At 33.5% G+C, this 15,631-nt stretch carries 18 protein-coding genes; 17 read left to right on the top strand and 1 reads right to left on the bottom strand.

What is annotated here, in order from left to right; all coding sequences use genetic code 11:
- From OD355_RS13340 to OD355_RS13330, 3 genes are all read left to right on the top strand, one after another.
- Positions 1-2,156: hypothetical protein (locus OD355_RS13340; protein WP_263038990.1), on the top strand; the 2,156-nt coding region annotated here is incomplete at its 5' end.
- A 191-nt stretch (positions 2,157-2,347) separates the two neighbouring features.
- On the top strand, positions 2,348-3,499 hold the full coding sequence (locus tag OD355_RS13335; RefSeq protein WP_263038989.1) for a hypothetical protein: 1,152 nt from the start codon (positions 2,348-2,350) through the stop codon (positions 3,497-3,499).
- Between the two features lie 176 nt (positions 3,500-3,675).
- Positions 3,676-4,416, top strand: coding sequence for a hypothetical protein (locus OD355_RS13330; protein ID WP_263038988.1), 741 nt, complete (start codon positions 3,676-3,678; stop codon positions 4,414-4,416).
- A gap of 521 nt (positions 4,417-4,937) precedes the next feature.
- Here the strand turns inward: OD355_RS13330 and OD355_RS13325 are convergent.
- Positions 4,938-5,540, bottom strand: coding sequence for a phytanoyl-CoA dioxygenase family protein (locus tag OD355_RS13325; RefSeq protein ID WP_263038987.1), 603 nt, complete (start codon positions 5,538-5,540; stop codon positions 4,938-4,940).
- 881 nt (positions 5,541-6,421) lie between these two features.
- Between OD355_RS13325 and OD355_RS13320 the strand changes: the two genes are divergently transcribed.
- The 14 genes from OD355_RS13320 (at position 6,422) to OD355_RS13260 (ending at position 15,584) form a co-directional block, all read left to right on the top strand.
- A complete protein-coding gene (locus OD355_RS13320; RefSeq protein WP_263038986.1) occupies positions 6,422-6,721 on the top strand; it encodes a type II toxin-antitoxin system RelE/ParE family toxin in 300 nt (99 codons plus the stop codon).
- 4 nt (positions 6,722-6,725) lie between these two features.
- Positions 6,726-7,010: an addiction module antidote protein gene (locus OD355_RS13315; protein ID WP_263038985.1), complete on the top strand. Its 285-nt coding sequence runs from the start codon at positions 6,726-6,728 to the stop codon at positions 7,008-7,010.
- 178 nt (positions 7,011-7,188) lie between these two features.
- Entirely contained in the window at positions 7,189-8,010 is an 822-nt protein-coding gene (locus tag OD355_RS13310) for a helix-turn-helix domain-containing protein (protein WP_263038984.1), read from the top strand.
- 69 nt (positions 8,011-8,079) lie between these two features.
- The gene (locus OD355_RS13305) at positions 8,080-8,487 is read left to right on the top strand and encodes a hypothetical protein (RefSeq protein WP_263038983.1); all 408 of its coding nucleotides are present in this window, start codon (positions 8,080-8,082) and stop codon (positions 8,485-8,487) included.
- Complete coding sequence (locus OD355_RS13300) at positions 8,480-8,836, top strand: hypothetical protein (RefSeq protein WP_263038982.1); 357 nt, start codon at positions 8,480-8,482, stop codon at positions 8,834-8,836. The genes OD355_RS13305 and OD355_RS13300 overlap by 8 nt, the downstream gene beginning before the upstream one ends.
- A gap of 397 nt (positions 8,837-9,233) precedes the next feature.
- Complete coding sequence (locus tag OD355_RS13295) at positions 9,234-9,461, top strand: VOC family protein (protein WP_263038981.1); 228 nt, start codon at positions 9,234-9,236, stop codon at positions 9,459-9,461.
- Between the two features lie 192 nt (positions 9,462-9,653).
- Positions 9,654-10,133 carry a hypothetical protein gene (locus OD355_RS13290; protein ID WP_263038980.1) on the top strand — a complete coding sequence of 160 codons (480 nt, stop codon included), beginning with the start codon at positions 9,654-9,656 and terminating at the stop codon, positions 10,131-10,133.
- Positions 10,134-10,305: 172 nt separating this feature from the next.
- A complete protein-coding gene (locus OD355_RS13285; RefSeq protein WP_263038979.1) occupies positions 10,306-11,358 on the top strand; it encodes a DUF6544 family protein in 1,053 nt (350 codons plus the stop codon).
- A 181-nt stretch (positions 11,359-11,539) separates the two neighbouring features.
- Positions 11,540-12,349, top strand: a complete 810-nt coding sequence (locus tag OD355_RS13280; RefSeq protein ID WP_263038978.1) for a hypothetical protein — start codon at positions 11,540-11,542, stop codon at positions 12,347-12,349.
- Positions 12,350-12,543: 194 nt separating this feature from the next.
- A complete protein-coding gene (locus tag OD355_RS13990) occupies positions 12,544-12,768 on the top strand; it encodes a DUF3781 domain-containing protein (RefSeq protein ID WP_382303522.1) in 225 nt (74 codons plus the stop codon).
- A 383-nt stretch (positions 12,769-13,151) separates the two neighbouring features.
- Positions 13,152-13,601: a GyrI-like domain-containing protein gene (locus OD355_RS13275; RefSeq protein ID WP_263038977.1), complete on the top strand. Its 450-nt coding sequence runs from the start codon at positions 13,152-13,154 to the stop codon at positions 13,599-13,601.
- Positions 13,602-14,048: 447 nt separating this feature from the next.
- Entirely contained in the window at positions 14,049-14,831 is a 783-nt protein-coding gene (locus OD355_RS13270) for a hypothetical protein (protein ID WP_263038976.1), read from the top strand.
- The gene (locus tag OD355_RS13265) at positions 14,821-15,309 is read left to right on the top strand and encodes a PIN domain-containing protein (RefSeq protein WP_263038975.1); all 489 of its coding nucleotides are present in this window, start codon (positions 14,821-14,823) and stop codon (positions 15,307-15,309) included. The genes OD355_RS13270 and OD355_RS13265 overlap by 11 nt, the downstream gene beginning before the upstream one ends.
- Positions 15,310-15,329: 20 nt before the next feature.
- Complete coding sequence (locus OD355_RS13260) at positions 15,330-15,584, top strand: hypothetical protein (RefSeq protein ID WP_263038974.1); 255 nt, start codon at positions 15,330-15,332, stop codon at positions 15,582-15,584.
- Positions 15,585-15,631: the final 47 nt, after the last annotated feature.

The following is a 15,631-nucleotide window of genomic DNA, read 5'->3' as shown; positions in this document are numbered from 1 at the left end:
CCGTTAGCGGCAACCCAAACAAAAAATTGACAATGTATACACAATCTGAGAAAGACAACTTTTTTGAAGCAATTGAATCTCTAAAAAAATATAGAAGGGCAGACTTAATTGACGAAAAAGGTAAAAATCTATTACAAGTCTTATATACGGATTTGCTTCCGAATGACCATATATTAAAAAGAAGTACAAAAGAAAATACCACATTTTTAATCGGACGAAAAGGAACAGGAAAATCAACAATATTTTTAAGAATTGAACAGGAATTAAGAAAATCAGAAAAATATTTACCTTGTTATCTAGATGTAAAGACTATCTATGAATTGGCTCAAACCGAATATGTAAACTTTGACTATTTATCAGATTACTTGCCAGAAAAAACGATAAAGAAATATTTAATTGAAAGGAGTTTTCTACAAAGTGTTCTTAAAAGAATTGCTGAAGAAATTGACTTAAAATATGATAATTGGGTTGAAAGAATTAAACAATTTTTAGGTTCAACAAAAGCGGAAGAACTTAAGAGTAAAATTGCTAAACTTAAACGACAAATTGAGGATAATGAAATACTTAAGGAGATTGAAATTCCCATTATCAAGAACATTTCTTTAAAAAGAAAGAAGGCAGAAGAAAAATCATCCGAAACATCACATTCTAGTGATAATAATATTGGTTTAAATGTGGATACTTCTAGTCCAAAATTAAACTTGAACGCTTCAAGTAAGCAAGGTGAGTCAGGATCTTCAAAAAATGCATCAGAGATTGAAGAAAATTTTTCTACTATATTCTTGCAGATTTTTCAGATTAAATCTTTTATAGAAGAACTAAAAGAAATACTTATATGTGTTAAAATAAGGCATATTGTTGTTTTGTTAGATGACTTCTCTGAAATTGATGATTTTGCAATCAAGACTTTTGTTGATACCATATTAGCTCCTCTTAATAATTGGTCGGATGAATTTATAAAATTCAAAATTGCAGCCTATCCAAATCGCATATATTATGGAAAAATTGACCCAGGAAAGATTGACACAATTAATCTTGATTTTTATAACTTGTATTCCGAATTTGATAGAAATAAAATGGAGGAAGGTGCAATTGACTTTACCAAGAGATTAATAGAAAAACGAGTTAAGCATTTTGTCGGAAAAGAACCAAGTGATTTTTTTGATATTTCAAGAAATTCAATTGATGAATATTATGAATTATTATTTCAAACATCAATGAATGTTCCGAGAATTATTGGATATATTCTTTCCTATTGCTATCAAAGCAAAATCATTTACAACAAATCAATAAACAAGTCAGATATTGAGGCGGCAGCAAATCGTTATTATGAAGAAAAGATTGAGCCATTTTTTCATAAAACAACCTATTCGCTATTGTCTCTAAATGAGAAAATTGATACTCTACAATTAAGAGACCTACTTCAAAAATTTGTAGATAAAATGATTGAAGTAAAAAGAAAAATTACAATGGGAGAATATTCTACTGAAGCATATATTCCTACATTCCCATACTCTAGTCATTTTCACTTTGACATTTCCTTAGAAACATTTTTGAAAACATTAGAACTAAATTTCTTTGTTTCTAAGTACACAGAGATGAGTGACAAAGATGGAAGAAATTCAGCAATTTTATGTTTAAACTATGGTTTAGCCCAAAAACATAATTTACTTTGGGGAAAACCTAAAGGTTCTAAACACAGAAAATATTTTATAGAACGACCGTTTAGTTTTAATGTTCTTTTAAAAGAATTTTTAGCAACAAGTAAAAGTATTCATTGCTCAAATGAAGAATGTAATCAAAGTTTCACACAAGAGCAAATCCCATTATTGGAATTTTCTGAATTTAAATGCAATAAATGTAAGCAACAGGTTATTATTGAACCAATTTCTAAAGAAATAAGCGAGGAATTACAAAAGATTGAAAAAGATAATTTATTAAACACTTCTGATATTGAAATAGTTACTGAACTTTCAAAAATCGACAATCCAGTCCAAGCGAAAGAGATTGCAGAAGAACTAGATATATCTTCTCAATCAATTGCCCAACGCAGTAGAAAATTAGATTTGCAAAAAGGATTAGTAAAAAGACACGATACAACACCTAAAACTTATGAATTAACAGAGCTAGCAAAGAAAATCTATATATCTAAATAAAACAAAATGGGCAGCCGCTAACAGGGTATTTGCAATAGTGCGGATTGACGTTAAATACTCCACTTTAGTATTTCTATTTAACTTTGGTGCAAAACTCGGCTGACGGTTCGCTATTTCCGCACCATCGCAAATACCTACTCCGTTATCGGCAAGTCTATATAGAAACCGCTTAAAAATAAAAATTATTAATAATGACAAAATTTATCTACCTACTTATTGTGTTTTCGACACTCTTTGGTTCGAAACTTTACGCTAGTCATCCCGAAGCAAAATTTGGAACTTATGGAATTCAAAAATGTGAAACTCTAAATGAATACCAAAAATATATTGGGGAAACAGTAAAATATCTTCCAACAGACCCGCCTTCATACACCGATAAACAAGAATTTAAAGGTAGTTTTGATAAAGAGTATATCATATCTGAAATCAAGGGTGACAATAAAAAAATGGTTTTCGTTTTAAAAGAAAAAAACGGAAAGGCAAAAGTTAAGATGACAGTAAATAATCAAGATGAACTTTATTCGTTTGGAAAATACACTTTTTGCATTACAAAAGATTATAGTATTCCTTTGTTTTTAGTTGATAAATTCAACAAAGACAAACCAAGTTTATTAGGAAGGAAGTTCACTAATCCAAAAGTAAAAGCAGAATACGAAGTAACAGACGCATTAATGACATCACAAAAAAGTTCTTATTCTTTTTCGGCTAAATATCCAACTCTTCATTTCGTTGTAAAAAATTCCATAACAGGTGAGAAAATTACAGTTCCTGCGGAGACAGCAGAACACGACGCATTTATAAAAGATTTGAGTGGAAAATATATTTCTACTCTGGTAAAAGTTGAAAAACCTGCGGATTCAAGAGTTAGATATGGTAAAACGAAAACTGTTGAACTTGACGGAATAACAAAATACAACTATGCCGACGATTATATTGACATATTGATTTTTGGAACCAGCCAAGAATTCAAATTTTTATTAAAAAATGTTTCTCAAAATAGTTTAAAGGTAGTTTGGAATGAGGCAGTTTTTGTGGACTTTAATGGAAGTTCATCCAAAGTTATGCACGTAGGAACAAAATATTCCCAAAAAAATGATGACCAACCAAGTTCGATTTTAATTAAAGATGCGAGCATAGACGATATTGCTGTTCCAACAGTAAATATCCGTTATAGTGATGCATTAAAAGAATGGGTAACAGATCCAATGTATCCAAGTAAACCTGCAGAAATCCCAGGAGAAGTTAAACTAATGCTACCAATTCAAGTAAAGGATGTAACTAACGAATATGTTTTTGTTTTTAAAGTTGATTGGATTTATAATAATCCTGAACTACTAAAATAAAAAACACCTGCAGGTAACAAGGTATTGCCAAAAGCGGGGTTGAATGGCTTCAATTTGGCATCTGTGCATGATTTAACTTTCGTACTTCGATTAAGCTTAGTGCTAAAAACCCCCTCCTTCGGCAATACCAAACCGTTATATGCTATGGTAGGACGACACACAACAATTAAACGACAATGACGAAAATCTTAACATATTGCTTCGACAAATGGTGGCGACCTGTTCTTGTTTTTGGGTTGACAGCTTTAATTATGGTTTTGTGTGAGTTGACAAATATCCACAAACTACAAGACTACTCTTTTCTGCTATTTGTTCTTGGTTTTTTAGGACTAATCATTTCGACAATATATCAGTTAGTAAAAAGACACTGGCGTTTTGCAATATTGACGGCAACAATTATTGGAGTTTCATTGGTTGCATTTTTCTTTTACTCAATAGCCTTGTTTTGGAAAGACCAATCAATGCCGGACACATACGCTGACAATTTAAAAATTCCGACAAACCTAAAAATCAATGAGCCACTTGACCAAACTGAACCAACTGACATTGCAGACATTGACTTTTACATTTTCAACTCATTTCAACCAGGACTTTATTCATACGCTGTTTGGACAAAAAAAATTGAGAGTGGTTATTGTTATTTAAAAGCATTTGAAGTTACACACAACGACCCTTTATCAGCAGACAGACTTAAAGAAAGAAGCAGAATAAAAGTTTTTAATTCAAGTGATACGACAGCAAAGTTTGAAATGACTGCAAGAGAAGGTTATAGTGCAGAAGGTATTTTTACAATTTATGAAGGAGATTGGGGTAAACCTTATGCCGCAAGATTTGAAGTTTGGTTTGTTCCTGACAATGGTGGGAAAGAACGAAAACTAATTGAAAAAAACTTTAAAATTGAAGGATGGCAACGGTGACAGACAAAAGAACCACAGCATATAACACGGGTTTTGCGTCAGGCGGGGTGACGTGGAAATTCAAAGTTTTTTGCTTCGCATTTAGTTTTTCGTAACTCGACAGGAAATCGCTCCGAAAACCCGCCCGAACGGCAAAGCCGCCGGACGCTGACACGCAACCCTGACTTGGAAAACGCCTTCGTTCTCCCTTGGGTCGAACTCCCGGCCTTTTCTCCGGCGATGCGTGTCAACGGTTGCGCTTGACCAAATTTTCCCACACGCTGCGTATTGCACTTGCCCAAAGGGCTGCGTGCAACACGACGCTTGACCGAAATTTATTCGCAATATTTTTATTTTATTTTTGCGCTCATGAGATCGCTACGCTTAGTTGGCTCCGATTTTACGGGCTTTACTTTTGCTCAAACTTCGTTTGGCAAGATCGCCCTCAAGTCGGAACTTCGTCAAGCGCAACCGTTATGTGCAATTCTAAAAAGAAAGAGGCTGCTAAAAAACAACCTCTTTCAAAATGAACATCTTTATGACTAATCTATTCCTAAGCGAATTGCCCTTTCAACGGGAGAATAGCCGACATCAAAATCTGAAATAGACAATTCTCCCTTTGACAACAAAGGTGGTTGTGCCATAAATTTAGGCGTACTTCCCCTATGTGGTTGAGCTGAATGAACCAAAAACGGATGACATAGGTAAACTGAACCGGCTTTACCAGTTGCATACACTTCTTTTCTTTTTGGCAACTCGTCCAACTTGCCTGCAAGTTCCATAAAAGAAAGACCTAAATCTCCTTCTTTAGACAATAATCTTGCAACATCAATATGAGAACCCTCATAAATGACCGTAGGCGCATCATTTTCGCTAACGTCTGAATACAATACAAGCATTAATAAGGCTCGCCCTTTTGATTTGACATTGATACGCCATTCAAAATAATTATTAGGGTCATTGCCAGGAAAACTGGCATCTACGTGTTTGCCAGTATCATTAGGCTGTTGAACAGACGGAAACCTAACAGGGAATGTTCCTACATTTCGACAAGGAAGCCATTTATTTTCACCAATCAATTGGCTAAAAGCTGAATACAGTTTCTCTGTATTTACAGAATCAATAAAAGGCTTTTGGGTGTACATGCCTAAACGAACCACAGGTTCAACCCAAGAATCAGGATTTGACCTTTCAAAAGGAATGTCTTTCCATAAATGATTGACAACCTCATCAGCAAGTCGCTGTGGAAATGCATTGTCGATACGAACAAAACCATCGAGAACAAACTGTTCTACTTCTCTTTACTTAGTATATCTGGCATATTTTTTATATTTTATAAACCATTACAAGGGGCAACAACTATCTGTTGACCGATTAAGTTTAGTTAAGATTATCACTAAAATTTTGAACAATAGAAAAAGTACGCTACGTACAAGCATAGCGTATTGCTTAAGAACTAAGCCCGAAGGATATTATAACATTACAGTCATTCTCATATGACAAAAATAAACATTATCCACCAACTGACAAAACAGAAAAGGGTATGCACATAACATGGTATTTGCAAAAGTCTGCCGCCTCACCACAATGGCCGTCGCACAATGGGTAGACCTTCGCAAATACCCCCACGTTGACACGCAACCCTGCATTGGAAAATGCCTTTGTCCTCCCTACGGGGTTGAACTCCCGGCCTTTTCTCCGGCGATGCGTGTCAACGGTTGCGCTTGACCAAATTTTCCCATACGCTGCGTATTGCACTTGCCCAAAGGGCTGCGTGCAACACGACGCTTGACCGAAACTTATTCGCAATATTTTTTATTTTATTTTTGCACTCACGAGATCGCTACGCTTAGTTGGCTCCGATTTTACGGGCTTTACTTTTGCTCAAACTTCGCTTGGCAAAATCGCCCGCAAATCGGCACTTCGTCAAGCGCAACCGTCGTACGCCATTTTATTAATATTCCGCTTCAAAACAAACTTGAATTGATTTAACTTTTTCCTATATTTGTATCCTAATGAATACAAAATGTACTTTATTGAGAAAACTAATGAGTTTGACAAATGGATACGAAAATTAAAAGATATCAGAGCAAAGGCAAAGATCTTGTTCCGAATCCAGAAATTGGAAAACGAAGAACATTTTGGAGATTGCAAACCTGTTGGAAATGGAATCAGAGAACTGCGAATTAATTATGCAAAAGGTTACAGAATCTATTTTAAGGAGAAAGATAGAAAAATTATCATTTTGCTAATTGGTGGTGATAAATCAAGCCAGCAAAAAGATATTGAAAAAGCGAACGAAATTTGGAATAAAATAAAAGAATAAAGAAATGGAAATTTCAAAATTTGATATTGCAGATTATTTGGACAATAACGAAATGATTGCTGAATATCTGAATGTTGTACTTGAAGAAGGTAATGATTCTGAAATTGTTGTTGCAATTGGAAATATTGCAAAAGCAATCGGAATGACTAAAATTGCAGAAGCAACCGGAATGAGCAGACCAAGTTTGTATAAAGCGTTATCTGAAGGCGCAAAACCACAGTTTTCAACTATTATGAAAGTTTTGAAAGCAGTTGGCGGACAAATACGAGTTAATCCAATAACCGCATAAAAAACGTCGTACAACAAACATATTTGCAAAACCACGGCTGAAGTATTTAAACATTTGTGCTACTATCAGTTTTGGGAATATATTTGGCTGGCGGTTTTCAATGCCGTGCTTGCGTAAACATGCCAAAACGTTACCTGCAAGTGTTCCAAGCAAACACAACAAAATTCTGCAAGGCTTAATGATTTACAAAAAGTACATACCAAAACTTCCCCTTGACAACTATGTTGACAGTATATGTTACATAGAGGGTAATAATAAAGGAACGAGCCTTCCTAAAATTGCAATGAGTTTTGTATTTAACCTTGAAGACAATTTCAGACTGTTCACAAACAAAGATTTTACTAATCATATTGACTATAAACGTCATTGGGTTTCAGGCATCCAAACCAAACCTGTAAATGTGGAAAGCTATGGAACTAGTAAAATGTTAGTCATTCAATTTAAAACATTGGGTGCTTTTATTTTCCTCAATGATCCTTTACACTATTATGCAAACACCTATGTAACACTTGACAATATTTTTAACAGAGAAGCTGATGAAACTTGGGAACAACTGCAAGAAGCAAGTTCAATAGCAGAACAATTCCTGCTTATAGAAAATTTTCTTTACAGAAAATTATTGAGCAATAAGTTTCCCGACAAAAAACTGACTTCAACATTAGAGTTAATATTATCTAACAATGCACCTCTTTCTATCAACCTAATTTGCAGTAAACTGAAAATATCTCGTAAACATTTAAACCACTTATCCAAAGCGTTTGCAGGAGTTTCGCCCAAAACACTGTACTCATTAAACAGGCTCCAAAATACTTTAAAAATAATAAGTACTTCACCTACAGAGAAACTTACTGATGTTGCTTATGAATTAGAATATTTTGATCAATCACATTTTATAAATGATTTCAAAAGGTTTACAAACCTTACCCCAAATGAATACGCCAGCCTTGTTTTAAAAATAAAAACACTTAAAATAGTACCGCATTTTATCCCGTTTCAGTAGGTTACAATTTTACAATTATGGAAAAATCGCATTCTCTATTTTTGCCCCTTAAATACTACTAAAAAAAACATGAAGCGTAACATTATTTCTGTGATAGTTGGTCTGGTGTCGGCTATGGTAGTTTTTTTTATTGTTGAGACAATCAATAGTTCTTTACACCCAATAGCCCAAACTTTCGACTACAAAGACAGTATTGCCGGTAAAGCGTTTCATAAACACCAACCACTAACGCTTTGGTTATTTGTTTTAGCAGGTTGGATAATTGGTTCCGCTTTGTGTGGCTTTATAATAAAGTTAGTTAGTAAAAATGAAAACAAAAAGTTACCTATTACGGCAGGAAGCATTTTGACGTTCTCTGCCATTGCTAATTTCTTTTTTTTACCACACCCGGCTTGGTTTATAATTGTTGGGTTACTCATTTTTATACCCTCAACATTATTGGGGCATAATTCATATAAATTAAAATCCAATGGCTGATAACTATACGTTCAATAAACTTAAAACGCTTCTCAAAAAATATGAAGCAGAACTAAAAGTACTTCATGATAAAGAAGATAACTATTATTTGAATACACCCATGTCGGATACAAATAAAAAGACTGAATTTTTTGGTGCCGTTCAAATAAAAAAGTCATACGTTGCATTCCACTTAATGCCCCTTTATTATTACCCTAACCTGCTGGACAATATTAGCCAAGGTCTTAAAAACCATATGCAAGGAAAATCATGCTTCAACTTCAAAGCAATTGACGACAAACTTTTAAAAGAGTTATCGGACTTGATTAAGAACTCATTTCAACAATACAAATCTGTAAAAAAAATCTAATGGCTGTAATTGCAATTTCTTATTGATTTGGGTTTGTAGAATTTTACTATGACAAACAGCATTTGCTAATAAGCCAGTGTATATATTTTTCTATAAACTTCTCGATACTGTTTTTGAAGATTACAAAAAAGCAATTACACAACCGACATACATTAATAAGTATTCACCATAAAACATCCTGTAATACGGAAAATGTTAATAAAAAAAATTTGCAATATGATTGATATAAACTTATATTGCAATAACAGTAAAACATTAGCGAGGTAATTATGGCGGGATTAAAGTAATCATAAATTGGGACGTTAGCGGTCATTGTAAACCGACACTGTGCAAGTGAATTAAAATCAAATAAATATGAAACCACGAATTACAGTATTAACGTTAGGGGGTTACTGACTTGGAAAAATCAGTTGAGTTTTATCGAGACGGATTAGGACTTTCAACAGACGGAATTGTTGGAAGAGGATTTGAACATGGTGCGGTTGCATTTTTTAATTTTCAAAGTGGTGTAAGATTGGCTCTTTGGCCAAGAAAAAGTATCTCAAATGACACTAATATTCCGATACAAAATATTTCCCCATTAGAATTCACTATCGGACATAATGTTATAAAGAGAATGAAGTAAATGAAGTAATGCAACTTGCTGAAAAAGCGGGATCGAAAATAATTAACCTGCTTCAAAAACTATTTGGGTGCTTATGCAGGCTATTTCCAAGACCTGGAACATTATGTGAAATAGTTTATATTGCTGAACTTATCCGGGAAGAATAAATTTAAGATTGAAAATAACTTACTGAATAAAAACATTAACAATAAAATGAAGAAAATACTTTTAATTTTAATTTTCACAATATCTTTTGTAAATCTATTCGGACAAAATGCCGAGCCGGTAACAAAAGCAAACGAAAAATCATTTCCAACAAATCTAAACGAAGAAAACTTTAAAAAACTAAAAAAATTTAACGGACAAATTGTTGCATTTGACGGCATAATCGAACGAATTGAAAATAGCAGAAATAATACGCCATTTTACAAACTTAAAATTGGAGAGAATGATTACTTGTGGACAGTTTTGATGTTTAAAAATAAAAAAAATATAGTTGGCGATAAAATAAGAGTGCTTGGATATTTAAGACCTTCTGAACCGAACGAAACTGAGAAAAAATATTTAGAGGGAAAATATATGGTTCTCTCGTTTGGGCTTGTTGACATTAAGAATTCAAATTTTCTATTTATTAGTGGAGCTGAAATACAAAAGCAAGAATGGATAGAAGGGAAAATACCAAGCTCAAAATAAAAACATCGCCTAACAAGCAGTTTGGCAAGGCGGGCTGAAGTGCTTCGTAAGAGCGGAAGTGCAAAATTCAACTTTTGTTCTTCGATTGAACTTCGGAGATAAAAATACCCCCATCGCCAATACGCGGGAACGTTAATAGCAGGCATAGAGACTCAAGAGATAGATAACAATAATGAGAATAGTATTTTTAATTATCGTTTTGTTTCACGGATTAATCCACCTGCTTGGATTTGTTAAAGGATTTGGATTTAAAGAAGTCAAAGAATTGACACTCCCAATTTCTAAACCAATTGGCTTTCTTTGGTTGACAGCGGCAGTTGTTGTTTTGACATTTGGTATTTTACAATTACTCAATTCAAAATATAGTTGGTTGGTCGGACTTGGGGCTGTTGTGATTTCCCAAAGTCTTATTCTTATGTTTTGGAAAGATGCTAAATTCGGAACACTACCTAATATGCTTATTTTGCTGGTGACAATGATTTCATACGGACATTTCAATTTTCAAAAACTTGTTCAGCAAGAAACCAGGCATTTATTAAGTCAAAACAAATTAGTTAAAAATAAAATAATCAACGAAAACGACATTGGATATTTACCGGAACCTGTAAAGAATTGGCTTCGTGCTTGCGGAGCAGTTGGAAATCCATATACCAGCATTGGTAAAGTAACGCAGAAAGCCGAAATGAAAATGAAACCTGAACAAGAAAATTGGGCGAGTGCCACCGCTATTCAATACACAACCATTGGCAATCCTGCATTTATATGGACAGTACATGTAAAGATGAATAGTTTGTTGAACTTTCAAGGTAGAGATAAATTTAAGTACGGCAAGGGTACAATGTTGATAAAAATGAATTCATTAATCAATGTCGTTAATGAACGTGGTGAGAAACTAAACGAAGGCGCATTGCAACGTTATTTAGGCGAAATGGTTTGGTTTCCTTCATTAGCTTTAAGTCCATACATTACTTGGGAACAAATAGACGACAATAAAGCAACAGCAACAATGACCTACAAAAATACGTCAGGAAGCGGAACATTTTATTTTAATTCCAAAGGTGACGTCACAAAATTTTCGGCATTACGTTATAAAGACAACGAACCAGATGCCAAACGACACAAATGGGAAATGAACATTACGGACTATAAGATATTTGAAGCAATAAAAGTTCCTGCAAAAATGACCTCGACTTGGAAACTCGACAAAGAAGATGGACTTGGTTGAAAATGGAAGTAACAGACATAAAATATAACAAGAATGCAGTCATGAACAGCGGTTTTGCGTGAGGCGGGGTAACACGAAAACTTAAAATTTTACTTGTATTAAACATTTGTAATAAATCTAACTTTGTGGTCAAATAATACTCCAGAATGCAGAAGCCAAAAACGTTACAAGCCATTTTAAGATGAAACACTACATAACAATACTGATTGTAACAATGGGATTTTTGAGTGCTCATAGCCAAGAATCTAATTTTGTGATTAAAGGAGAAGTGATTGCTTGCTCAGACACAAAAAATAAACCGAGCGGATACATATACTTATTAAAAGATTCTGTCGTAATAGATTCTGCCTCTACTTATCATCAAACCCTTCTCGGAAATATTTTCTGTACAAATGGAAAATTTAAATTTAAAGGGGTGCAAAATGGGACTTATCAAATAATGTATGATACCTATTTTGACACCCAAGATTTCCCAACATTTGAGATTAACGGCTCTGATTTGAAAGGTATCAAGATTTGTTATGACAAACTACCTGAAAGACTTTATAAAGAAGAGACTATTCTGGATAGATTGGGAATAAACGATACTCTGTTCATCAATGTTTATATTGCTTCTGGTGGAGAATTTGGTGGATATGATGAAGGATTTTGGATAGTAAAGGGGCAAGATGGATTTAGAGGTAGATTTTTTAGTCTTCCTAATACTTACTCAATACAACAAGATACGGCAAAAGTAATTGCTAAATATAAAGACAATATTGCTGATATTAAACCCATTACAGAAGATATTGTTCTAAGCCAAAGCGATGTTTTAAAAATCAAAAAATTCTTAATTGAGATAAATCACTATAATGACGATTGGATAAGCAATGCGCCTGAGCACTTTTTGATTTATGGAAAAAATGAAACGATTTATCGTATAAAAAACAATTCTCATTATCAACCATATATTAACTTGAGAAAATTGATAAAAACGTCTCACGGACTATAAAAAATTGCCGGTTCAGTAAGTTCTTCAAGGTTATAGCCCGCTTAAGCTTTTTGTGTAACTTGACAAGAAATCGATCGCACTCAGCAACTTTTCATAACGCAAAACGTTAGTGGCAAGTATAGAGAACTACTCAACAGTTTAAAATCTACGAGAACCAAAATGAGCATTGACAAAAACAAAATTCTGAATAATATTTGCTATACCGAACGTGTTTACGACCGTATAAACAAAAAACTAAAAAGCAATTTTTCAAAAGCAGACATCGAAACAAATCTTTTTGTAACAATACTGAAACCCCTATAAACAACTTTGAAAAAGTAGGGAAGAATTTCTACATTTCGAACATTAAAAAGAACATTAAAATAACAGTCAACTCAAATACATACAGAGTTATAACAGCTGATAAAATAATAAAATGAAATAGCCATAAGCCAAGTTGCATACCAACCGCGAATGATAAAGGCTATTCCATGTGACCATTAAAAACAGCCGCAAAGCGGCGAACTAAATATTAACACATGAAATAGCCATAAACAAGGTTGCATACGCAACCGTGAATGAATAAAGGCTATTCCATGCGACCATTAAAAACAGCCGCAAAGCGGCGAACTAAATATTAACACATGAAATAGCCATAAGCCAAGTTGCATACCAACCGCGGATGATAAAGGCTATTCCATGTGACCATAAAGACAAAATTAAATATTAACACATGAAATAGCCATAAACAAATTTGCATACCAACCGCGAATGAATAAAGGCTATTCCATGTGACCATAAAGAAAAAATAAAAAATATACACATGAATAACGGATTTAAAATAATCGGAATAGCAATCCGAACGACAAACAAAGACAATCAAGCACAGCAAGATTTAGGGAAACTTTGGGGGCAATTTTTTGCTGAAAATATCTTAAACAAAATACATAAGAAAGTTTCTAATGAAATCTTGGTAATTTATACAGATTACAAAAGCGACTTTACACAAGATTATACAACAATAATTGGAGTTCAGGTTTCATCACTTGATAAAATTCCAAAAGGATTAATCGGACGTGAATTTCAACCCGACAATTTTCAGAAATTTACAGCCAAAGGTAAAATGCCAGATGCAATTGTGGATACCTGGGTTGACATTTGGAACAGAGACAAAGAATTGAATAGAAAATATACTTACGATTTTGAAGTTTATGGAGAAAACTCTCAAAACGGAGAAAATTCAGAAGTTGAAATTTATATAGCAACAAAATAACCAAAACACCTGCCGCTAACAAGGATTGCCAGATCAGGGCTGAAGTTATAAATTCACGGTTAGTGCTTCTATCATCGCAAAAACGAATTTTATTCGTTTTGACTCGCCTTGGTGCTAAATCGAAACATTGCGCTTCGATTTCCCGCCTTCGGCAATACCCAAACCGTTGACCAAATTTTCCACACGTTGCGTATTTCACTTGCCAAGGGGCTCAGTTCAACACGATGCTTGACCGAAATTTATTCGCAATATTTTTATTTTATTTTTGCGCTCATGAGATCGCTACGCTTAGTTGGTTCCGATTTTTTACGGGCTTTACCTTTGCTCAAACTTCGTTTGGCAAAATCGCCCTCAAATCGGAACTTCGTCAAGCGCAACCGTTAGCGGTAATTTTATGGAAAAAGTAACCGCAAAAAAAAGCAATGATTTTTTGTTTATTTTTGTCAAGTGGAAAAGAATGGCCAAATAGAAATAAAAGTTTCCGGAAAAATTGGAAACGTAGATATTAATCCCGATAACTTTGATATTCGGGAGATTATTTCTATTCTTGAAAATGTTGATGACTTACTTTATAATGGAGATAAAAAAAATAGACCTTTAATTTCTTATGATATTCAAGAAGGTTCTGTTAGAAATATTTTTAAAACAAGCATACAATATATAGTAAGTTTTAATGCAGTTTTAGGATTAATTTCTTCAACTAACTCAATCGATTATTTAGATTTAGGAACCGCAAAGGCAATAGAAAATTTGCAAGATTTAGCAAAGAAAAAAGACTTTGCTTTTGATATAACCACTTCTTTAGATAAGACTAACAATATTCATATTGACAAAAATACTGACTTCAAAAGAACTGAAGCAATTTGGGCAGAAGCAGAATTTTATTTTTATGGAAAGGTTACAAATGCAGGAGGAAAAGACAGAGCGAATATCCATTTGCTAACTGATGAGTATGGAACTGTAAGAATTCAGACACCAATATCTTTCCTAGAACAACAAGAAGAAAATATTTTATATAAATACCTTGGAATAAGGGCAAACGGAAAACAGCATTCTGAAAATGGAGATATAGATTTTACAAATTTAGATTTTATAGAATTAATAGACTATAATCCCATTTTTGATGAAAACTATCTACAAAACTTAAGAAATAAAGCAAAAAAATCTTGGCTTTCAAATATAAATGCTGATGATTGGTTAAGACAACTTAGGGAAAGTTATGAAAGTTAGTAGTGGCGTATTATTGGATACAAGTTTTTTCATTAGATTTTTAAATGATGATGATCCATTGTTTGAAAATGCTATGAATTACTACAAATACTTTTTGACAAATGAAATCAAAATGTATATTTCAACTATTGCAATTGCTGAATACTGTGTTGGCGGTTCCATAAATGAATTACCTTTGAGAAACCTTGCTATTCTTCCTTTTAATTTGAACCATGCAGTGAAAACAGGAGAGATTGCAAGAATTGTTTTTACAAACAAAAACAAACTTCAATTGAAAAAAAGAAATATTATTCCCAACGATTCAAAATTATTTTCTCAAGCAGATGTAGAAGGAACTATCAATTTCTTTTTGTCTTCTGATGTTGAAAGCAAAAAAATTTATGAACTCCTGGAAAGTGAAAATCAAAAACTAAACTTCAAATTTATTGATTTAAAAATTCCACCGAACGAATTTTTTGGTTACTTGGATTTAAGATAAAAAACTTCCGCTAAAGTGTTTTGGCAAAAAACGGAGTAAAATCTAACGAAGTGGTTTGGCAAGCCAATACTGTCTTTAAGAACTCATTTAGCAGTATCCGCAAAAATTTTTCTTATTTTTTGTATTTTAGTCAGCAGAAAAATTTTTTGCTCAGGTTCGGTTTTTCTTTAAAAATGTTTGCAAAGCAGCCCGCCTTTGGCAATACCCAGAACGTTGACCGAAACAACAAGTTTAGAATTGGCCTTTTAATTGGCATGAATTTAATAGCAGATTAAAAAGAGATCGGCTTGGCAACCATTTACGTTATACTTCCTGATTTTAG

Origin of the sequence: Haoranjiania flava (assembly GCF_025631005.1) — a bacterium.
Lineage (GTDB): Bacteria > Bacteroidota > Bacteroidia > Chitinophagales > Chitinophagaceae > Haoranjiania > Haoranjiania flava.
The sequence above is the reverse complement of the archived record's forward strand: the minus strand, read 5'-3'. Positions and strand labels throughout refer to the sequence as shown.